This window comes from Streptomyces sp. DvalAA-14, assembly GCF_900091855.1.
In the GTDB taxonomy this organism is placed as follows: Bacteria; Actinomycetota; Actinomycetes; order Streptomycetales; family Streptomycetaceae; genus Actinacidiphila.
In genome coordinates this window covers 1-20,480 of sequence record NZ_FMCH01000505.1, presented here as the reverse complement: position 1 = coordinate 20,480, position 20,480 = coordinate 1, and the positions used below count along the sequence as shown (strand labels likewise).

Below are 20,480 nucleotides of genomic sequence, written 5' to 3'. Positions count from 1 at the left end.
CTCGGCGGCTTCCGCCAGCGCCGCGTGCGCCCGGCGCCGCCCGGCCGCGGTGGCTGCCTCGTACACCACCCGCGGCATCAGCGGCTGGCTGAACCGCAGCGGCCCGGGCCCGGGTGCTTCCAGGATGCCCAGGGCGACCGCCTCGGCCAGGTCCTCGGGCGCGTGCTCGCATCCGGCCCGGCGCAGCAGCCGTACGGTGGGGCGGTCGGCGGCCCCGGCGGCGAGCAGGGTCCGGCGGGCGCGGGCGGACAGCGGCGCCAGCCGGTCCAGCAGCAGGGCCCGTACGCCGGCCGGCACCGGTAGCGGGCCACCGGGATCGGGCCGCCCCGGCGGATGCCCGGCCGCGGCGAGGGCGCGGGCGAGTTCTAGTGCGACATACGGGTTGCCTGCGGCCGTCTGGGCGATCCGGGCGGGCAACGGGTGCGGCCAGGAGGGGAGTTCGGCGGCGCCGAGCAGCGCGGTTGTTTCCCGCTCGCTCATCGGCGGAATGGCGAGCCGGAGCGCCGGTTCGGGTAACAGGGCCTCTACGGAGCCGAGTTCGCCGTTGTCCGGGATCCGCCCGGTGGCGAGGACGGTCAGCGGGAGCCGGCGGGCGCGGCGGGCCGCGAAGGCCAGGGCGCCGGCGGTGGGCGGGTCGAGCCAGCGGGCGTCGTCGACGGTGATCAGGACGGGGGTGTCGGCGCCCAGCGCGGTGAGGGTCTTCAATACCGCCAGGTGCAGGCTGAGTTGGGCGTCGGGGCTGCCGAGGGCGAGGAGGTCGGGGGCCGTCCGGCGGTGCAACGCGGTGCGCAGCAGCTCCTGTTCGGGCGCGGCGAGGCCGGCCGGTCCGGCCAGGAAGGCGTCGCTCACGTCGGCGAGCAGGTCGATCAGGCCGAGGTGGGGCAGGCGCCGCTCGTCCGGCGCCGGGCGGCTGCGCAGGATCCGCCGTCCGGCGGCGGCCTGTTCGGCCGTGAGCCGGTCGAGGAACGTCGACCGTCCGATGCCGGCCTCGCCGAGGAGCAGCACACTGGTGCCCGCGGTGAGCGCCTGTCCGGCGGCGGCGAGCAGTGCCTCGCGGTCGGTGGTACGGCCCTGCGGATACGGGCTGCCTCGCATGGACCCCCCGGGTGTGGACCCCATGACCGAAGGGACCGGCCGGTGGACCCGCCCCGGGCCGATCGTGAACCTGTCAACCAGCTGTGCGCAAGAGGGCACCCCGCCCGGAAGCGTGGGGCCGGTTCCGGGCGGGGCGCATGGGGCGAGACGGTCCGGGGCGGGGCGGTGCGACGTGGTGGTGCGAGGTGCGGCCGCCCCGGACCGGCGAGGCATGCGGTGCGGGCGTGCGTGAGGCGTACGTGACGCGTGCGGCAGGCCGTCCGGCGGCGGTCAGCCGTCGATGCGGTGCGTGCTCCAGAAGGACGTCAGGTCGGTCGTGGTCGCGGCCTGCGCCGCCGCCTTGAACTCCGCGGTGGTGGACACCCCGTACCAGTGCGCTGCCGCGTAGTCGTGCAGCAGCTTGGTCATCGCGGTGTCGCCGATGAGCCGTTGCAGGTCGTGCAGCGCGCACTTGCCGTAGCCGTACACGACGGTGGAGTAGCGGGACGAGTGGGCGTCCCAGTACGCCATCGAATTGGTGATCTTCTCCGAGGACGACGCCCACGAAACGCTGTTCCAGCACCCCGAACCGGTCTTGCCCTCGGCCAGATCGGTGGAGTAGTCGGTGAACGCCTCGTCCAGCCAAGGGCTGTTGTACTCGTCGTCGCCCACGATGCCGTACCACCACTGGTGGCCGAGCTCGTGGGTCAGCGCGTTGCTGTCCACCAGGTCCAGCACGAAGCCGGGGTACTCCATCCCGCCGAACCAGAAGTTGTTGTCCAGCACCGCGTCCACCTCGGTGTACGGATAGGCGCCGAAACGCTGCGCGTGCGCGTCGATGGCGTTCTCCGACGTGGTCAGCATGGACTGGGAGTTGGCCGCGCTGATGCCGCTGACCGCGTAGACGTTCACCTTCACCCCGCCCGGCGAGGTGCCGGAGACCTTGCTGAAGGCGCCCGCCCCCCAGGCGAAGTCGCGCACCTTGCGGGCGGTCGCCTTGGTGACCGTACGGCCGCTGGTGCCGGGAGTGTCGACCGAGGTGCCTGTGGCGGGCACCAGCAGGCTCGTCGGGTGGTCGAGGGTCACGTCGAAGTCCGCGGCCAGCGAGTAGAAGGCCTCACCGTTGTTGGTGTACGGGTCCAGGTGCCAGCCCGAGCCGTCCCGGATCGCCAGCACCGGCAGGGCGTTGCCGAGGAAGGCGAAGGCGCCGTCGTGCCCGAACCGGTCGGCGCCGCTGGGCGCGGTGATCGACAGATCGAAGCCGATGGTGCCGCTCTGCCCCTGGTTGAGGGCGGTGGGCAGGGTGATGTGCAGCGCCGTGCAGCCCACGGTGAGCGCGCCCGCCGTGCCGCCGGTCACGTTGGTGACGGTGATCGGCGTGGTCGGGCAGCTGCCGTGGTAGTTGTCCCACAGCCGCAGATAGACGTCAGCGAGCGGCGAGGCCGAGGCGTTGGAGAAGGACACGCTCTCGTGGCCCGTCCAGGTGAAGCCGGAGGCGTCACTGGCCAGGTTGACGGTGTAGGCGGGTGTGGCGGGCGTCCGGGTCGAGTCGGCGGGCGGCGTGGTGGGCGGTGTCGTCGGGGGAGTGGTCGGCGGGTCGGTGGGACCGCTGCCGGACACGTTGAGGGCGACGTCGTCGATGACGAAGCTGGTCTGCTGCCCGGAGTCCTCGGTGCCGCTGAAGGCCAGGCTCGCGGTCTGCCCGATGAACGAGGAGACGTCGAAGGTGCGTTGGACGTAGCCGCTGGCCGCGTTCAGGTTGGAGTAGGTGGCCAGTGTGGTGCCGCCCAGCTTGGCGGTGAGCTTGTCGTAGGCCGTCGAGGTGGTGGTCTCGGCGGTGTCGATGTGCAGCCAGACCGACAGGGTCGCCGTGCCGCAGCCCGCCGGGATGGTCACGGACTGCGACAGGGTGTCGGTGTGGGTCGAGCCGTAGCCGTCGAGCCAGGCGAACTGGGTGCCGCCGTGGGCGGCCTGGCCGCCGCCGGTGGTGATCACGCCGCTGGAGGCGGTCCAGGGGGAAGTGCCGCTTTCGAAGCCGCCGTTGGCGACCACCTGGGTCGAGGTGCAGGCGGCGGGGGCCTGGGCCCCGGTTCGGGCCTGCGCGACCCCGGAGACGGCGGCCGTCACCAGAAGGCCGGCCGTGCCCGCGGCGCCGATGAGGGTGAGAAGTCTGTTGCGCATCGAATCCTCTGGGGTGGGGGGAAGGATGATTGACCAGACGCGACAGGAGTGTGGAGGCCCTCGGCGGCGGCGTTAAGGGGGAGCGGCGAGCTGTAGGGATTTCCCTACGGGGTCGGGCGATCGGAGAAGCGGGACGGTCAAGGCCCGGCGCCCGGCGGAAGTCGCTCCGCCGGGCGCCGGGCCGCTGCCTGAGGTCGACCGCCTGCCGTCAACTGCTCACAGGCGGGCGCCGGCCGTCAAGACGGCAGTGTCCACTGCTGGTTGGTGGCTCCGGCGCAGGTCCAGATCTGCAGCCGGGTGCCGTTGGCGGAGCTGGGCCCGGTGGCGTCCAGGCACTTGCCGGACTGCGGGTTGACCAGCGTGCTGCCCGACTTCTGCCACACCTGCGAACCGGTGCCGTTGCAGTCGTACAGGTCCACCTTCGTGCCGTTGGCCGTGCCGGCCGCCGTCACGTCCATGCACTTGCCCAGCGCCTGCAGCGTGCCGTTGCTGCCCACGGTCCAGTTCTGCGCGGTGGTGCCGTTGCAGTCGTAGAGCTGCACGGCCGCGCCGTTGGCGCTGCTGGCGCCCGCGATGTCCACGCACTTGTTGGCGTAGCCGGAGTGGATGGGCCCGGCGCCGCCGGTGGGCGGCGGCGGGGTGGTGGTGCTGCCGACCCAGGTGGTGGCGGCCGAGGAACCGACCGAGTCGATCGTGGTGTTGTTCTCCACCGGGTTGGGCACCTTGCCGGGGAAGACGATGAACGTGACCGGGCCCTCGGTGCCGCCGGTCGCCGGATTCGGGTCGATGCCGAGCGCGGTCGCCAGCGAGTAGGAGCCCTCGCCGATGATGTCGTCGGGGCCCTCGTCGGCGAAGACCGCGTAGACCACCTTGTTGTTGTAGACCACGGCCGCCACGCTGCCGGGGGAGATCCCCGCCGACTGGTAGTTGAAGCGGCTGCTGGGCAGCGGGATGACGTAGTAGTGCGTGACGTCGGAGGTGAAGAACTGCCCGGTGGAGGTCTGGAAGGAGGTCTCGTCGAAGTACGACGGGTCGGTGGAGTTGCTGCAGTGGGCGGTGGTGATCCCGTCGCAGTCGATGTCCATGTCGGACGTCCAGGTGTACGCGGAACCGTTCTTGCAGATCTGAACGGTGGCCGCTTCGCCCTCGTCGGTGGCGTATTTCCCGTTGGAGGCGGGCGTACAGTTCGCCGCCTTGGTGAGCAACTGCGAGGCGGTGGGGCCCGCGGGCGGCGGCCGCGGGCCGGGCGGCGGTGCCGACCGCGTCCGAGACGGACGCGCCGACGCTGACGGCGGCGGTCAGCGTGGCCGCGGCGACGCCGAGGGCGGCCAGGCCCAGGCGGAAGCGTTTACGTGTCATGGGTCACCTCTTCCGATCTTCGGATCTTCCGAACGAAGGTGGGGGGTGGGGTGGTAACCGGTTTGACAGGTAACCTTACTGACAGATACCTGTCAATAGCTGGTACGCCAAGGGGGGTTGCGCCCCGCGCGTCCGGGGCGCGGGTTGGCGCCGGGCGGGACCTATCGGGGGCGCGGGGAACTGCGCGCGCAACCGGCGGCAACCGGCAGATCGAGAGCAAGCCGCAACCACCCCGGGCCGGCCCCGGAAAGCTACGGCGCCCCGTGCCGCACCCGCGCGGCGAAGCGGTGCGCCACGCGGCGCCAGACCGCGATCGCGGCGGGCTCGGCGTCGAGGGCGGCCTGGTGCAAGGTCTCGCGGTCGACGCCGTGCCGCGCCAGCCGCTCCTCGTCCCAGTGCGGGATGCGCTCCGCGCTCGACTCGGGATGGAACTGCACGCCCCACGCGCTGTCACCCAGCCGGAAGGCCTGATACGCGCACGCGTCGCTCTCCACGAGCCAGTGCGCGCCGGCCGGCAGGCGGACGATCCGGTCGACGTGGTTCTCGATGGCGGTGGGCCGCTCGGGCAGGCCCCGGAAGAGCGGGTCCTGCGCCGCCGCGGCCCGCAGCCGCAGCGGCGTACTGCCGAATTCCGGCGACCCGTAGGCCCCCCGCACCTCACCCCCGCCGACCTGCGCGAGCATCTGCCCGCCGAGGCAGATGCCGAACACCGGCGTACCGCGTTCCAGCGCCTGCCCCACCAGCGCCCGGGTGGGCGCCAGCCAGGGGGCCCGCTCGTCGTCGTCCGGCAGGTAGCCGCCGCCCAGCACCATCAGCCCGTCCCGCGCCAATTCCGCCGGCACCGGGGCCCCTTCGAAGGCCCGTACCACCTCCAGCCGCACCCCGGCCTCCCCGAGCCACTCCTCCCACCGGCCCGGGCCGCCGCGTTCGGTGTGCTGCACGACCAGCACGGTCGCGTTGCTCTCACTCATCCGGCCAGTCTCCCCCCGACGGGCGCACCGGACGCGTCCGGGGCCACGCGTCCGGGGCCACGCGTCCGGAACCAGGCGGGTGGGACCACGCGGGTGGGCCACGGCCCCGCCGGCGCCGGCGCTTCGCGGCCCCGGATCACCCCACCCCCGTTCACAAAGGGGATAAGCGTTCATGTCCTTGACGCTTCCTTGGGGCAAGCGCAGACTGCCTGTCGTTTGCGTTCACCTCCTGAACCCGCAGGCAATGACGCCCTTTTGGAGACAACGTATGCGCATGGCTCGCCTGGCGCTCGCGGCCGCGGCCGCTGCCGCCCTGGCCGTACCACTGGCCATTCCGGCGGTAGCCGGAACCGCTGACCGGACCGCCGCCGGAAACGATTCCGCCGCTGTCGCACAGCCTTGGCTCGACTCCCACCTCCCGCTGGAGAAACGGGTCGATCTGCTGCTCCGGCAGATGACCAACACCGAGAAGGCCACTCTCATGACGGCGGTGGGGGTCCCCGCCGGATCGCACGCCACCGGCTACATACCCGGCGTGGACCGGCTCGGCATCCCCGGTATGCAGTTCACCGACGGCCCCGGCGGCGTCCGCGACGGCCAGCCGGAAACGGCGCTCCCGTCCCCCGTCTCGCTGGCCGCCTCCTTCGACACCAGCCTGGCCAAGGGCTACGGCACGGTCATGGGCACCGAGGCCAAGTCCCGCGGCTACCAGGCCATTTACGGCCCGATGGTCAACATCGTGCGTACCCCGCTGGGCGGCCGCGACTTCGAGACGCTCGGCGAGGACCCGGCGCTCGCCGGGGACATCAGCGCCTCCGAGATCCAGGGCATCCAGGCCCAGGGCGTCGCCGCCCAGGTCAAGCACTACGCGGGCAACAACCAGGAAAACGCCCGGATGACCTCCAGCTCCAACATCGACGAGCGGACCCTGCACGAGATCTACCTGCCGGCCTTCGAGAAGGCGGTCAAGGACGGCAAGGTCTGGTCCGTGATGTGCGCGTACAACAAGGTCAACGGCACCTACGCCTGTGAGAACGCGCAGATCCTGCGGGACATCCTGATCGACACCTGGAAGTACGACGGTGTCATCGACACCGACTACCCCGCCAACCACAGCACGGTCGCGTCCGCGCTGGCCGGCCTGGACCAGGAGTTCAGCGGCACGACCTACTTCCAGCAGCTGCCCGCCGCGGTGGCGGCCGGCCAGGTCCCGCAGTCCGTGCTGGACGACGCGGCCCGCCGCATCCTGCGGCTGGAGTTCCGCACCGGCCTGTTCGACCCGAAGCCGGCGCCCGCCGCCGACTACGAGAAGGACAGCGCGTTCGCCCGCACCGCCGCCGAGGACGGCAGCGTGCTGCTGAAGAACAGCGGTGCCACCCTTCCGCTGGACACCAAGAAGCTGACCTCGCTCGCGGTCATCGGCCCGAACGCCGACACCGCGATCACCGGTGGCGGCGGCAGCTCGGCCGTCACCCCGTACAAGAAGATCGACCCGGTCTCCGGCCTGCAGGCCCGGCTGGGCAGCGGGGTGGACATCACCTCGGTGAAGGCCGGCCAGGGCAGCGGCTTCCCCGCCATCCCGGCATCCGCGCTCAGCGGGCTGAAGGGCGAGTACTTCGCCAACAAGACCCTCACCGGGACGCCCGCGCTGACCCGCGACGACCCGAATGTCGACTTCGACTGGGTGCTCGGCTCCCCCGACCCCAGCATCCCGGTGGACGGCTTCTCGGTCCGCTGGACCGGCACCCTGACCGCGCCCGCCACCGCCGCGTACACCTTCTCCGCGACCAGTGACGACGGCAGCCGGATCTACCTCGACGACAAGCTGATCGCCGACAACTGGAGCGACCACGGCTCCTCGACGGTCAAGAGCGCGCCGGTCCAGCTGACCGCGGGCGAGCCGCACTCCCTGCGGATCGAGTACTACGACAACGCACAGAACGCCTCCGTCACGGCCGGCTGGTCCGCCCCGGGCCTGCCCGACCCGACCATCGCGGCGGCAACGGCCGCCGCGGCCAAGGCCGACGCGGCGATCGTCGTGGTCGGCGACTCCTCCAGCGAGGGCTCGGACCGGACGACGCTGGCGCTGCCCGGCAACGAGGACGACCTGATCCGGGCCGTCGCCGCCGCCAACCCGCGCACGATCGTGGTGCTGCGGGCCGGCGCCCCGGTACTGATGCCGTGGCTTTCCGACGTCCCCGCGGTCCTGGACATGTGGTACCCGGGCCAGGAGGACGGCAACGCGCTGGCCGCGCTGCTCACCGGCGACGCCGAACCGGGCGGCCGGCTGCCGGTCAGCTTCCCGATGACCGACACCCAGACCGCCACCGCCGCCGCCCCCGGCCGCTACCCGGCCGTCAACGGCGTCTACGACTACAGCGAGGGCCTGGAAGTCGGCTACCGCTGGTACGACCAGGAGAACCAGACGCCGCTCTTCCCGTTCGGCTACGGCCTGTCGTACACCAGTTTCCGGCAGTCCCACCTGCGGATCAGCGGGGGCACCGTGCAGGCGACCAGCCGCGGCACCTCGCCCGTGCAGCTCTCGGTCGACGTCACCAACACCGGCCACCGCACCGGCTCCGACGTGGTGCAGGTCTACCTCGGCTACCCCAAGGGCTCCGGCGAGCCGCCGAAGGCGCTGAAGACCTTCGCCAAGGTGCAGCTCAAGCCCGGCCAGACCAAGACCGTCCGGCTCACCCTGGACTCCGACGCGCTGCGGATCTGGGACAGCAGCGCACACGACTGGACGGTGCTGGACGGCCGCTACCCGGTCTACGTCGGCCAGTCGTCCGCCGACACCGCGCTGACCGGCACGGTGACGGTGCGCAAGACGATCGGCACCCAGTACGTCGCCGTGACCGCGCCGGCCCAGACCAACGCCGGCAGCACCCAGACGGTGCGGCAGACCTTCACCAACACCGGTGACTCCACGGTCCGGGACCTCAAGCTCGGCCTGGCGCTGCCGACCGGCTGGACCGCCGAGCCCGCCGCGGGCAGCCGGACCTCGGTCCGCAGCGTCCGGCCGCACTCCTCGGTCGGCGCCACCTGGACCGTTCGGGCGCCCTCGAGCGCGGCAGCCGGGCCGGCCACGCTCACCGGCAAGGCCGCCTTCGAGCTGAACGGCCGCCAGACCCGGACCGCGGACGCCACCACCACCGTGCCGTACGCGGATCCGGCGGCGGCCTTCAACAACGCCGGCATCAGCGCCGACAGCGACCCGACCACCGGCAAGCTGGACCCGGGCGGCTACAGCCTGTCGGCCACCCAGCTGGCGGCGGTCGGCTACACCCCCGGCGCCACCGTCACCGCGAACGGCCTGCCGTACGCCTGGCCGAACACCCAGCCCGGCCAGCCGGACAACATCTCGGCGGCCGGCCAGGTCATCCGGGTCCCGGGCCAGGGCGCGCGCCTCGGCCTGCTCGGCACCGGTATCAGCTCGGCCCACTCGGCCACCGTGACCGTCACCTACACCGACGGCAGCACGGCGGCCGTCCCGGTGGACTTCCCCGACTGGTACAGCAACAAGGCCAGCGGCAACAGCCAGTTGGCGGTCACCACCGCCAACTGGAACCGCCCGCCGACCGACACGCTGGGCGACCACGCGGTCAGCCTCTACACGACCGGGGGCGCGCTCGACCCGGCGAAGACCGTGGCCACCGTGACCCTGCCCAACGACGACGGGATCCACGTCTTCGCCATCTCGGTCGGCTGAGCGCCGCGCCGCTCCGCCGCTGAACCACCGGCGCCCGCTGCCGCACTCCTTCGTCGGAGTGCGGCAGCGGGCGCCCTCGTGTCTTCAGCCGCCGCGGCGGATTGCGAAGGATTGCGGCGAAGGAATGCACGCCGTCCGCCTGATGGCGCGCCGCGGGTTCGCCTCCACCGGTGCGGGCGGACATCGGGGGTAGGTTTTCGAAGGACCGGTCGATCCGGTCGACGGAGGAAGGCAGAAAGCATTGGGACTCGACTCCTACCGCACCCTGGGCCGCACGGGCCTGCGGGTCAGCCCGCTCACCCTGGGGGCGATGACATTCGGCGACGCCAGCTGGGGCGCCGACACCGAAACCTCCCACCGCATCATCGACCGCTACCGGGAACGGGGCGGCAATTTCCTCGACAGTGCCAATGGATACAACGCCGGAAAATCCGAGGAAACGCTGGGCAGTTATCTCGCCCAGCATCCCGGCGTGCGGGACCGCCTCGTCCTGGCCACGAAATTCGGCGGGAACATGTACCCCGGCGACCCCAACGGCGGCGGGGCCGGACGTAAAGCGATCATGCAACAGGTCGAGGAGTCACTGCGCCGCCTGGGCACCGACTACATCGACCTCTACTGGCAGCACAACTTCGACCGCCACACACCGATCGAAGAGACCATGGCGACCCTGAACGACCTGGTGCGCGCGGGCAAGATCCGCTACATCGGGCTGTCCGACACCCACGCCTGGGAGGTCGCCCGGGCCGGCACCATCGCCGAATTCCGCGGCTGGGCGCCTGTGGCCGCGATCCAGGTCGAGTACTCGCTGCTCCAGCGCACCGTCGAAGGCGAACTCTTCGGTGTCGCCCGCGAATTCGGCATCGGCGTCACCCCCTGGAGTCCGCTGGCCAGCGGCGTGCTGTCCGGCAAGTACTCGCGGAGCAACTCCGCCCCCGAGGGCTCCGGCCGCGCCCAGTGGGCCGCCGCGCATCTCACCGAGAAGACCTTCACGCTGCTCGACGTCCTGCAGCGCATCGCCGACGACCTGAACGCCTCCGTCGCCGCGGTGGCGCTGGCCTGGGTGCGGTCCCGGGCGGAGGTCACCTCCACCATCATCGGCGTCCGCACGGTCAAGCAGCTCGACGACAACCTGGCGTCCCTGGATGTCACCATTCCCGACGAGCAGCTGGCCGAACTCGCCGAACTCACCGCGCCGCAGCTCGACTTCCCGGCCGCCTTCGTCACTGAGACAGCGGTCCCCTGGCAGCAGGGCGGCACCACGATCAACGGCGTCTCGTCCGAGCCGTACAGCCGCGGCTGACGGCACCCTTCGCTGCGGGGGCGGTATCCCGGCGGGGATACCGCCCCGTCCGGCTCAGAGTTGGCGCGCGTACGCGAGGAACTCGGCCCACTCGGTGGGGGAGAAGGCGAGCTGCGGGCCTTCCTTGTCCTTGGAGTCGCGGACGTGGACCACCTCGGGGCAGGCGGCGACCTCGACGCAGTCACCCTGACTGCCGCTGCTGTAACTCGATTTGTGCCAGGTGACTGCCACCTCGATGCAGTTGTCGCCCTCTGAGCCGCTGTAGCTGCTCTTGAACCAGGCCAGTTCGGGGGTGCTCATAGCGCTCCTCGCAGTCGCTCCAGCAGGCCCCGGGAGTCATCGGGGGTGAGGGCCTGTGAGCGCAGTTTTGCATACCGCTGCTGGAGGACGCTGATCTCTTTCGGGTCGGAGATGAACCGGCCGTTCTTCTGCCCCTCGGAGTACCCGAACCAGCGGTTTTCGGGGGTCTCCAGCAGCGCGATCGGCCCGTCCAAACCCGCGTGATCGGGCTGCCGCAGCGGCACCAGCTGGAACTCGATGTTCCAGTGTCGCGCGCTCAGGTCGAGCAGGTGGTCGAAGAGATCTCGCGTGACCTCCTCGCCGCCGGTGTGCCGCTCCAACACCGCCTGTTCCAGGATGAAGCTGAAGGCGCACGGCGGCTCGCGGTCGGTCGACAGCAGGTCCTGCCGGGCGATCCGGGCAGCGACACGCTCCTGTAGTACCGCCTCACCCGCCAGCGGCGGAACGCTCAACGACATAGCGCGTGCGTACGCTTCGGTCTGCAACAGCCCAGGGACCACCCGGCAGTCGTATGTGCACAGGCTGATCGCCAGCCCCTCCAGCCGGGCCCACTGCCGGAACCACGCCGCCAACCCCGGCTGCCGGGCGATGTGCTTGACCGCCTTGCGCAACGCACCCGTGTTGCCCAGCGCCGACTCCGCCCGCTCGACGAAGTCCTCGTCCGGCATCCGCCGTCCCACCTCGATCGAGGCGACCGTGTGTTTGGAGAACCGCACCAGCTCCCCGAACTCCTCCCGCCCGTACCCCGCGTGCTCCCGCAGCGCCTGCACCACCGCCCCGAACGTCCGCAAACTGTCCGAGCTCTCCGGCTCACCTCCCGAGCCTCCCGAGCCCCCGCCACCCGCCGCCCCGCCCACGTCCTCAGCCACCCCGGCCACCTCCCGCCCACCCGCCACCAGCACGATCACGCCCCCCATGCTCCCAGCCCCCCAACGGTACCGTCCACCCTCCGCCCACGTACGCTCACCCACCGTACACACTCCCGAGCTTGACCGAGCCGCCGTCAGGCGTCAGGCGTCCGCCTCTGCGGCTTCCTCCTCCGGCAGGGTCGGCGGGGCGGCCGGGTCCGGGACGTGGGGGAGGACATCGGCGATGTAGCTGGCCACGGTGGCCTCCAGGCCGACGTCGCGCTGGGCGCGCTCGGAGAGGTACCAGCGGTGTTCGAGGAGCTCGTGGTAGAGCTGGGCGGGGTCCATGCGGCCGCGGATCTCGTCGCGGGGGACCGAGCGGACGGCGGGGCGGAAGACGTCGCGGACCCAGCGGTGGGCGAGGACCTCGGGGCGGGCGCCGAGCGGGTCGCCGGGGGCGTAGTCGTCCTGGGTGGCCATCCACTGCTCCAGGTCGTTGAGCAGGCTGCGGGCCTGGTTCTCCTCGGTGTCCAGGCCGGTCAGGCGCAGGAGTTGGCGCTGGTGGTGGCCGGCGTCCACCACCTTCGGCAGGAAGGTGACGGTGTCGCCGGCCGGGGAGCGCTGGATCTGCATCTCGGCGACGTCGAAGCCGAGGTTGTTCAGCCGGCGGATGCGGCGGTCGATGTAGTGGCGCTTGCTGGCCGGGTAGACCGACTCGTGGGTCAGTTCGCGCCACAGATCGGCGTAGCGGGCCACGATCGCCTCGCCGAAGGTGACCGGGTCGACGGACGGGTGCAGCGAGCCGCCGGCCTCCAGGTCCATCAGCTCGCCGGCGATGTTGACCATGGCGAGTTCGATGTCGTAGTCGCGCTGCCCGTCGCTGAGTTTCGGCCGGATCTCGCCGGTCTCGGCGTCCACCAGGTAGGCGGCGTACGCGCCGGCGTCCCGGCGGAAGAGGGTGTTGGACAGCGAGCAGTCGCCCCAGGCGAAGCCGACCAGGTGCAGCCGCACCAGCAGCACGGCGAGCGCGTCCAGCAGCCGGTTCACCGTGCCCGGCCGCATCGTGGTCTCGAACATCGAGCGGTACGGGAGCGATCCGTTGAGGTGCCGGGTGATCAGCGCCGGCTCCAGCGGGGTGCCGTCGGCGGCCGCCCGACCGGTGACCACCGCGATCGGGTCGACCGCGGGTATCGCGAGCCGGTCCAGGTCGCGCAGCAGCCCGTACTCGCGCACCGCCGCCCACTCGCTGACCTCTTTGACCGCCACCACCTCGTCGCCGGCCCGGGCGAAGCGCACCACGTGCCGGGAGATGCCGCGCGGCAGCGCGACCAGCGAGGTGTCGGGCCACTGGTCGAGCGGTAGGTGCCATTCCAGGTCGAGGAGATCGGTGGGATGGTCCGCGTCGAAGGCCCTGATCTGCAGTGGCACGGCACGCCTCAGCTCTCTCGTCGTGCGGTGGCCGGTGTCCCGGCGACACCGCGGTCAACCGGGAGTCTATGCAGGTCAACGCGGGCTTCCCAGGGCCCGGTCCGGTGGAGAAGATGCGGCGGTGGGGGACCGGCGCCACAGTGAATGGAGGGGGGTCGGCGCCCATCGCGCCGTGAATGTCTCTGCGAAGGGGTATCCCGTGGCGAACACCGAGAACGTGACCGCATCATCCGTGTCCACCAGGAAGAAGGACGTCCAGGGCAAGACCACCATCGCGGATTCGGTGGTGGCCACGATCGCCGGCATCGCCACGCGTGAGGTCGACGGCGTGCACGCGATGGGCGGCGGCGCGACCCGTGCCGTCGGGGCGATGCGCGACCGGGTCTCGCGCGGCACCATCGATCCCACCCGCGGTGTGAAGGTGGAGGTCGGCGAGAAGCAGGCCGCCGTGGACCTCGACATCGTGGTGGTCTACGGGGCGGAGATATCCGACACCGCCGCCGAGATCCGCAACGAGGTCGCCACCGCCGTGGAGCGGATGACCGGCCTGGACGTGGTGGAGATCAACGTCAACGTGCGTGACGTGCATGTTCCCGGTGACGACACGGACGAGGACACCGAGAACGCCAGGGTCCAGTGACGACGTCAGCAGTGTCCCCGCGCGGGGCCGTCCGCGCGGGTGGGAGGGTCCGACCGTTCGGCCGGTGGGCTTATACCACATAGTGTCACCGGTCGTGGCGGCGAGTTGCCGGGCGCGGCGCCACGCCTCAGCATGGGGTGACAGGAGACCGCCCGCCGTTCTCCGGAAAGGTGGCGCACCGCTTATGGGCCTCTACTTCGCGAACGCGATCGACGACCTGGTCGTTGACGCGCTGGCCGGTTTCGCCCGCGCGCACGCCGGGATGGTGGAGTGGGACGAGCCGAACGGCTACGTCCGCTCTCTGCACACCGCCCCGTCCCGCCGGGTCGGGCTGGTGTCCGGCGGCGGTTCCGGGCACGAGCCCCTGCACATCGGCTACGTCGGCGCCGGGATGCTGGACGCCGCGTGCCCCGGTCGTATCTTCGCCTCGCCGCACAACCACGCGATCTTCGCGGCCTCACGGGCGGTGGCCCGCGAGGAAGGGGTGCTGCACCTGGTGAAGAACTACACCGGCGACAAGATCAACTTCGGGATCGCGGCCGAGCGGCTCGCCCGCGACGACATTCCGTGCGCGCGGGTCCTGATCGACGACGACCTGGCCTCGGAGTCGGCGGAGGTGATGACCGGCCGTCGCGGCACGGGGGCGACGGTGCTGGTCGAGAAGATCCTGGGCGCGGCCGCGGACACCGGGATGGGCCTGGCGGATCTGACCGCTCTCGGCACCGAGCTGGTGGCGCGCTCCCGCAGCCTCGCGGTGGCCTCGGCCGCCCACACCGCCCCGCCGACCGGCCTGCCCGCCTTCGACCTGGCGGCCGGCGACATCGAGTACGGCGTCGGCATCCACGGCGAACGCGCCCGCCGCACCCTCGGCGGCGGCCGGCCGCTGCGCGAGCTGGCCGCGGACATGGTGACCGCGCTGGACGGCTCGCTCGGCCTCAGCCGCGGCGCGCAGGTCCTGGTGCTGGTCAACGGCCTGGGCGCGATCACCCGGATGGAGTTGTACGCGGTACTCAACGAGGTGACGCGGCTGCTCGACGAGCGCGGCGCGGACACCGTACGCACGCTGGTCGGCGACTTCGTCACCGCCCTCGACATGCGCGGCTTCTCCCTCACCCTGATGCTGGCCGACCCGGCCACGCTCACGTATTTCGACGCGCCGGCCCACACGGCGGCCTGGCCCCGGGAGAACGCGGTCGGAGCGTTGCAACCCACGAACGCCCGCCCCTGACACGCCAGCCGGGCCGCGACATCCGCGGCCCGCTCCTGACACGCCGGCAACGACGGGAGACGCACCATGGCCATACGATCCGAAGCCGCGTTCACCGAGGGATTCACCGACGGCTGGATACGCAGGTACGCCGCCTCCGCCGCGGCCACCGAAGCAGAACTGAGCGCTCTCGACCAGCAGGTGGGCGACGGCGACTTCGGCGCCAACCTGGTCGCCGGACTCCAGGCCGCGGTACGGCTGCTCGGCGAACTCGACGAGTCGGGCGCGGCGAGTGCGGCCGGGCCGCTGGAGGCCGCCGCGGCGGCCTTCCTCGACGAGGTCGGCGGGACCAGCGGGCCGTTGTTCGGCCTGCTCTTCCAGGAGATGGCGGTCGCGGTCGCGGCCTCGCACAACGGTCTGTTCGTGGGCTCGCTGGCGACCGGTATCGGCAACGGGCTGTCGGCGATACAGCGCGTCGGGGAGGCCGCGGTCGGCGACAAGACCCTGGTCGACGCGCTCGTGCCGGCCTGTACGGCGCTGGCCTCGTATCCGTCGTCGGCCGATCCGGTCGAGGCCCTGTCCCACGCGGCCCGGGCCGCCTGGGAGGGAGTGGCCAACACCGCCCGGCTGACCGCCCGCAGCGGGCGGGCCAGCTACGTCGGCGACCGGGCGGCCGGAGTGCCGGACCCGGGCGCGGTGGGGATAGGGCTGCTCTTCTCGGCCGCCGAGCGGACCGTGACCGAGCTGGCGCCTATGCTGCGCGGACCCGAGCCGCTGCCGGAGAGCGTCGCGGTGGAGCGCGGCGCCTGACCGGAGCGGCCCGGTGGAGCCGGGCGCCTGGCGGGTTGGGATCGCCAGGCGCCCGGCGGTGGCTGTCTCCGGTTCACACCGGCAGCCGGGAGGTCACACCGTCGGCCGGATTCACGCCGACAGCTGGTGCGAGACCCGCTTGCTCACCCAGTCGAAGATCGCCGGCTGGGCGAGCGAGGCGATCCACAGGTCGACCGAGGCGGCGACCGCCTCGCCCGGCCAGGGGCCGACGCCCAGGATGCGCAGCCCCGCCCGCGAGGCTGCCTCCACCCCGCAGCTGGAGTCCTCCACCGCGAGGGTGTCGTCCGGCGCGGCGCCGCAGTAGCGGGCCGCGGTGAGGTAGACGTCCGGATGGGGCTTGGGGCGGTTGCCGTCGTCGGGGACGACGATGTGGTCGAAGCAGTCGATCAGGTCCGCCGTGCGCAGGCAGGTCTCCACCACGTCCCGCGGGCAGTTGCTGGCGACCGCGAGCGGGGCGAACTTGGCCGCCGTCGTCACCATCTCGCGGGCGCCCGGCATGGTCTGCGGGTTCTTGGCCACCAGGGTGCGGAAGTGGCCGAGCAGGCCGGCGGTGAGTTCCCCGCCGAGCTCCGGACGGCCGGCTTCGTCGGCCATCAGCTGCCCGCACTGGGTGTAGTGCAGGCCCTTGGTCCGCTCCGCGAAGTCCGCGCCGGGAGTGATACCGAAGTCGGTCATGGTGAGCTCGCGGGCGTCGATCCAGTGGCGCTCGGTGTCCATGAGGGTGCCGTCGCAGTCGAAGACGATCGCCGCGGGGGTCCAGGAAAGGATGCGATGAGAAGCCATCGTTGAGGGTCCGTTCTGGAATGCCTGAAAGCGCCGGTGTGGGCGCCGCATTTCGACGGCGATCGAGCCGGCGCGCCGGTGGATCCGGCAGGCTCGGGCTCTTGGTGGACAGCCGCGGAACAGCCCTGGAAAAGGCGGCTTGTTCCGGGTTGACCACCAAGAACATATCGATCGTTACGTTATGAACCCGGACGCTGGGTGGTCAAGTAACCCCGAAGTGTCACCGGGCGTGTCGGCCGTATCCGAGCACCCCGTATGTGCTGCATTCCGCGCCCTGTCGGATTCGAAAGACGCAGGTGAGGTGGTGCGGGACGCATTCGACGCGGGCGGGCGGCGCGAATTCGGTGAAGCGGACGGCGAACAAATGTCCTGATGTAGGGCGCAGCAACACGCCGTCGCTCGCCTCGGCCGCGGCCTGCCGGGCGGCCTCCAGGAGCACCATCCCGGGTACGTGGTCGGTGGCGTGGTCGAAGAAGAACGGGTGGTACGGGTCGGCCGGCTCCACCTCCAGGGCGTCCGCCTTCCGTGTGATCACCACATCGCGCCAGTCGGTGACCGCCAGCCGCATCGGGGCGGGCCGTCCCTCGGCGGTGGGCGGGGGGCGGCTCCCGGTGAGACGGTCGGCGCGCACATCGGCGTAGCGGGTCGAGGTGAGGAAGCGGGCGCCGCCGCCGGCGTGCGCGAAGGGGACGCCGCCGGCGAGGTACGTGACGTGCAGCCGCAGGCCGCTGGTGCGCCCGTCGGAGCCGGTGCGGATGTCGCTGACCGCGATCCGGCAGGTGATCTCGGAGCAGCCGCAGCCGATGCGCGGTTCCTTGTCCGGCATCAGCGCGAACTGCAGATCGGTGATGAGCAGGCGGGACGCCGAGGGGACGTCGAAGTACCGCAGGGGTATGTAGATCCCCAACTGGCGGAGCGTCTCCACCAGGATGAGCGGGCTGTGCAGGTCGGTGCCGTCGTGCGGGAAGGTCGGGTGCGACCGGGGCCAGCTGGCGGCCGCCTCGAATCCCCCGCCCCGGTCCCGGCGTACGTCGGTCAGCAGGACCTCGGCGACCGATCGGCGGTGGACCATCTCCCGGGCGACCGTGCGGGACCAGCTGAGTCCATGATCCTGTCCGTGCTCCGTGACTTCTTCGTCCGAAGTATTCATATCATAAGAAGAACTCACGCCCTGCGAATGCGCACGCGGATTGTGTGCTGGAATGCTTCCCGGATGTTACGGGGAGCGGTACATTGCGTGCCGTTGGTTACGTTGTGGGCATTCGGAGTGAGCGTGCAGGTACGTGCGACGGCGACCCGAAGGTTTCTCCTGGAGACCGCGGCGCGATTGTTCGACGAACGCGGTTATGCCGGCACCAGCATCAGCGACATCAGCGCGCTGTCGGGCCGGACCAGCGGGGCGATCTACTTTCATTTCGCCAGCAAGGAGAAACTGGCGCTGGCCGTGGTCGAGGAGCACTTCGCGACCTGGCCGGAGCTGATCGCCCGGCTCCGGGCGGCGCCCGGGCCTGCCCTGGAGAAGCTGGTCCAGCTCAGCTTCACCGTCGCGCGCGCCTTCCGGGACGACGTGGTGGTCCGGGCCGGATCGCGGCTGTGGATGGAGCGCAAGGCCATCGACGAGCAGCTGCCCACGCCGTTCGTCGGCTGGATCGACGCGGTCACGGCGCTGCTGCAGGAGGCCCGGGGACAGGGCGCGCTGGCCGAGGCGGTGGTGCCGGAGAAGGCCGCACTGGGCATCGTCTACGCCTTCTTCGGCCTGCACACCGTCTCCGACGCGCTGGAGGGGCGCGACCGCATCGAGGAGCGGCTGCACGACCTGTGGCTGATGCTGCTGCTGGCGCTCCAGGCGGTGCCGGATCCGGCGGCGCTGCTGGACCGGGTGCACGCGGCGTCGGTGCCGGCGGCCCGCTGACGGGACGGCCCGGAGCCGGAGCCGGAGCTGGCGCGCGCCGGACGCCGGGCTGGTCGTGGGCTGGTCCCGGGCTGCTCCTGGGCGGGCCCTGGGCGGGCTGGCTCTTGACGGCGGGGCCTTTGGTCCAGTCCAATCTGGGGGCAGCTCCGCGTCCCCCCACGCCCAGCGAGGATGCCCGCCATGCGCACACCCGTCCGCGCCGCTCTCGCCCTCAGCGCGGCTGCCGCCCTGAGCGCCGCCGCGCTGCTCAGCCACCAGGCCGCCGCGGCCTCGGCCGCCGTCACCACCTCCGCCGCCGACCTGCTCACCAACGGCACCTTCGAAGCCGGCCTCACCGGCTGGACCTGCTCACCGCTCGACTCGGCCGTCAACTCCCCGGTGCACAGCGGCAGTCAGGCGCTGAAGGGCGCCGCCTCGGCCGGCGACTACGCCCAGTGCGGCCAGACCGTGTCCGTACAGCCCGGTACCACGTACACGCTCAGCGCGTATGTGCGCGGCACCTACGTCTACCTCGGCGCCACCGGTACCGGCGTCAACGCCAGCACCTGGACGCCCAGCGCGCCGGAGTGGGCGCCGCTCAGCACGACCTTCACCACCGGCGCGACCACCACCGCGGTGACCGTCTTCACGCACGGCTGGTACGGGCAGGGGACCTACGGCGCCGACGACGTGGTGCTCAGCGGCCCGGGCGGCTCCGGTACCACCGGCGGCTCCACCGGGGGAACGGGCACGCCCACCGCGACCCCGACGACCCCCACCCCGCCGCCGACCACGCCCCCGCCGACCTCGCCCACCGCGCCGCCCACCGGTGGCGGCTCGGTCATCGCGGTCAGCACCGGCGCCCAGCTGAAGGACGCCCTGGCCGCAGTCACCCCCGGCCAGACCATCCAGCTCGCGGACGGCACCTACACCGGCAACTTCAAGACCACCGTCGCCGGCACCGCCCAGAGCCGCATCACGCTCACCGGCTCCGCCCGCGCGGTACTGACCACCTCCACCGGCGGCGGCTACGGCCTCTACCTCAACGGCGCCTCGTACTGGACGGTCAAGGGCATCACCGTCACCCACGCCCAGAAGGCCATCATGCTCGACACCGCGAACCATGTGGTGCTGGACTCCGTCACCGTCTACGACACCACCATGGAAGGCATCCACTTCCGCAACTCCAGCCAGTACGGCGTGCTGGAGAACTCCACCGTGCACGACACCGGCACCGCCCACGACGGCAAGGGCGAGGGCGTCTACGTCGGCACCGCCAACACGCTCACCGACCAGAGCGACGACGTGCAGATCCTGAACAACACCATCGGGCCCGACATCGGCGCCGAGAACATCGACCTCAAGGAAGGCACCACCGGCGGCCTGGTGTCCGGCAACACCTTCGACGGCAACGGCCTGACCGACGTCAACTACGACGACTCGTGGATCGACGTCAAAGGCAACGACTACACCATCGAGAACAACCGGGGCGTCCACACCCTCAAGGACGGCTTCCAGACGCACACCGTCATCGACGGCTGGGGCTGCGGCACGGTCTTCCGCCACAACTCGAGCGACCTGACCGGCGCGTCCATCAGCCCCTCCTACGCCATCGACGTCACCAACTACGCGGTCGGCAGCTGCCCGGTGACCATCACCGGCGACAACACGGTGACCGGCGGCACCGCCCTCACCAACCCGGGCGTACCGCTGGCCGATTGAGCCGGTCGTTGAGCCGGTCCGGACCGCGGCCGACCCCCGGGCCCGTGCGGCCGGCCGCCGATCGGCGCCGGTCACGGGGGCCGGCCCCCTGCCGCCGGCCCGCGCGGCCCGCGTCGCCCCGGACTACCGTGGGGTGTAGGCCGCCGCAGGTCGGGCGGCACGGAAAGGGGACAGCCGTGGAGGCCCGCAGGCCGCAGCGCAACCGTGTCACCCCCATGGGGGACATCGAG

15 protein-coding genes and 3 pseudogenes are annotated in these 20,480 nt (G+C 71.6%); 8 read left to right on the top strand and 10 right to left on the bottom strand.

The features are described 5' to 3' along the window. From GA0115240_RS27350 to GA0115240_RS27335, 5 genes and pseudogenes are all read right to left on the bottom strand, one after another. A partial coding sequence (locus tag GA0115240_RS27350) for an AAA family ATPase (protein ID WP_161302496.1) occupies positions 1 to 1,095 on the bottom strand: 1,095 nt, incomplete at its 3' end. Between the two features lie 270 nt (positions 1,096 to 1,365). Continuing rightward, a complete protein-coding gene (locus GA0115240_RS27345; protein WP_093740698.1) occupies positions 1,366 to 3,255 on the bottom strand; it encodes a M1 family aminopeptidase in 1,890 nt (629 codons plus the stop codon). Positions 3,256 to 3,491: 236 nt separating this feature from the next. Continuing rightward, a pseudogene (locus GA0115240_RS38680) lies at positions 3,492 to 3,890 on the bottom strand (ricin-type beta-trefoil lectin domain protein); the annotation flags it as partial. 66 nt (positions 3,891 to 3,956) lie between these two features. Beyond that, positions 3,957 to 4,340 (bottom strand): annotated as a pseudogene (locus tag GA0115240_RS38675) (glycoside hydrolase family 75 protein); the annotation flags it as partial. A gap of 525 nt (positions 4,341 to 4,865) precedes the next feature. Next, a complete protein-coding gene (locus tag GA0115240_RS27335) occupies positions 4,866 to 5,585 on the bottom strand; it encodes a type 1 glutamine amidotransferase (RefSeq protein WP_093740696.1) in 720 nt (239 codons plus the stop codon). 268 nt (positions 5,586 to 5,853) lie between these two features. Here GA0115240_RS27335 and GA0115240_RS27330 point away from each other — a divergent pair, with 268 nt between their 5' ends. Together GA0115240_RS27330 and GA0115240_RS27325 are read left to right on the top strand one after the other, a co-directional pair. Beyond that, positions 5,854 to 9,297, top strand: a complete 3,444-nt coding sequence (locus tag GA0115240_RS27330) for a glycoside hydrolase family 3 C-terminal domain-containing protein (RefSeq protein WP_161302494.1) — start codon at positions 5,854 to 5,856, stop codon at positions 9,295 to 9,297. A gap of 241 nt (positions 9,298 to 9,538) precedes the next feature. Next, positions 9,539 to 10,600 (top strand): aldo/keto reductase, encoded by a 1,062-nt coding sequence (locus tag GA0115240_RS27325; protein ID WP_093740692.1) that lies wholly within the window; start codon positions 9,539 to 9,541, stop codon positions 10,598 to 10,600. Between the two features lie 54 nt (positions 10,601 to 10,654). Here the strand turns inward: GA0115240_RS27325 and GA0115240_RS27320 are convergent, their stop codons facing one another. From GA0115240_RS27320 to GA0115240_RS27310, 3 genes are all read right to left on the bottom strand, one after another. Next, complete coding sequence (locus GA0115240_RS27320; protein ID WP_093740690.1) at positions 10,655 to 10,900, bottom strand: DUF397 domain-containing protein; 246 nt, start codon at positions 10,898 to 10,900, stop codon at positions 10,655 to 10,657. Next, positions 10,897 to 11,757 (bottom strand): helix-turn-helix domain-containing protein, encoded by an 861-nt coding sequence (locus GA0115240_RS27315; protein ID WP_256070004.1) that lies wholly within the window; start codon positions 11,755 to 11,757, stop codon positions 10,897 to 10,899. The genes GA0115240_RS27320 and GA0115240_RS27315 overlap by 4 nt, the downstream gene beginning before the upstream one ends. Before the next feature lie 153 nt (positions 11,758 to 11,910). Next, positions 11,911 to 13,176, bottom strand: coding sequence for a DUF4032 domain-containing protein (locus GA0115240_RS27310; protein WP_093740686.1), 1,266 nt, complete (start codon positions 13,174 to 13,176; stop codon positions 11,911 to 11,913). Between the two features lie 199 nt (positions 13,177 to 13,375). Here GA0115240_RS27310 and GA0115240_RS38670 point away from each other — a divergent pair, with 199 nt between their 5' ends. From GA0115240_RS38670 to dhaL, 3 genes are all read left to right on the top strand, one after another. Beyond that, positions 13,376 to 13,816, top strand: coding sequence for an Asp23/Gls24 family envelope stress response protein (locus GA0115240_RS38670; protein ID WP_256070003.1), 441 nt, complete (start codon positions 13,376 to 13,378; stop codon positions 13,814 to 13,816). 184 nt (positions 13,817 to 14,000) lie between these two features. Then, on the top strand, positions 14,001 to 15,044 hold the full coding sequence (locus GA0115240_RS27300) for a dihydroxyacetone kinase subunit DhaK (protein ID WP_093740684.1): 1,044 nt from the start codon (positions 14,001 to 14,003) through the stop codon (positions 15,042 to 15,044). Positions 15,045 to 15,110: 66 nt separating this feature from the next. Next, the gene (dhaL, locus tag GA0115240_RS27295) at positions 15,111 to 15,833 is read left to right on the top strand and encodes a dihydroxyacetone kinase subunit DhaL (protein WP_093740682.1); all 723 of its coding nucleotides are present in this window, start codon (positions 15,111 to 15,113) and stop codon (positions 15,831 to 15,833) included. A 111-nt stretch (positions 15,834 to 15,944) separates the two neighbouring features. On the opposite strand, the gene GA0115240_RS27290 is transcribed toward dhaL, so the two are convergent. Continuing rightward, positions 15,945 to 16,637: an HAD family hydrolase gene (locus GA0115240_RS27290; protein WP_093740680.1), complete on the bottom strand. Its 693-nt coding sequence runs from the start codon at positions 16,635 to 16,637 to the stop codon at positions 15,945 to 15,947. Positions 16,638 to 16,857: 220 nt separating this feature from the next. Beyond that, positions 16,858 to 17,787 (bottom strand): ScbA/BarX family gamma-butyrolactone biosynthesis protein, encoded by a 930-nt coding sequence (locus GA0115240_RS27285; RefSeq protein WP_093740678.1) that lies wholly within the window; start codon positions 17,785 to 17,787, stop codon positions 16,858 to 16,860. A 123-nt stretch (positions 17,788 to 17,910) separates the two neighbouring features. Between GA0115240_RS27285 and GA0115240_RS27280 the strand changes: the two genes are divergently transcribed. From GA0115240_RS27280 to GA0115240_RS27275, 3 genes and pseudogenes are all read left to right on the top strand, one after another. Next, complete coding sequence (locus tag GA0115240_RS27280; RefSeq protein ID WP_176725182.1) at positions 17,911 to 18,549, top strand: ScbR family autoregulator-binding transcription factor; 639 nt, start codon at positions 17,911 to 17,913, stop codon at positions 18,547 to 18,549. Between the two features lie 171 nt (positions 18,550 to 18,720). Continuing rightward, a pseudogene (locus GA0115240_RS37280) lies at positions 18,721 to 19,176 on the top strand (carbohydrate binding domain-containing protein); the annotation flags it as partial. Between the two features lie 195 nt (positions 19,177 to 19,371). Next, positions 19,372 to 20,250: a right-handed parallel beta-helix repeat-containing protein gene (locus tag GA0115240_RS27275; protein ID WP_218087442.1), complete on the top strand. Its 879-nt coding sequence runs from the start codon at positions 19,372 to 19,374 to the stop codon at positions 20,248 to 20,250. Positions 20,251 to 20,480 lie beyond the last annotated feature (230 nt).

Coding starts and splice junctions, on each gene's coding strand:
- GA0115240_RS27285 (WP_093740678.1), bottom strand. CDS start 17,787: ATGAATACTTCGGACGAAGAAGTCACGGAGCACGGACAGGATCATGGA.
- GA0115240_RS27320 (WP_093740690.1), bottom strand. CDS start 10,900: ATGAGCACCCCCGAACTGGCCTGGTTCAAGAGCAGCTACAGCGGCTCA.
- GA0115240_RS27335 (WP_093740696.1), bottom strand. CDS start 5,585: ATGAGTGAGAGCAACGCGACCGTGCTGGTCGTGCAGCACACCGAACGC.
- GA0115240_RS27290 (WP_093740680.1), bottom strand. CDS start 16,637: ATGGCTTCTCATCGCATCCTTTCCTGGACCCCCGCGGCGATCGTCTTC.
- GA0115240_RS27330 (WP_161302494.1), top strand. CDS start 5,854: ATGCGCATGGCTCGCCTGGCGCTCGCGGCCGCGGCCGCTGCCGCCCTG.
- dhaL (WP_093740682.1), top strand. CDS start 15,111: ATGGCCATACGATCCGAAGCCGCGTTCACCGAGGGATTCACCGACGGC.
- GA0115240_RS27345 (WP_093740698.1), bottom strand. CDS start 3,255: ATGCGCAACAGACTTCTCACCCTCATCGGCGCCGCGGGCACGGCCGGC.
- GA0115240_RS27300 (WP_093740684.1), top strand. CDS start 14,001: ATGGGCCTCTACTTCGCGAACGCGATCGACGACCTGGTCGTTGACGCG.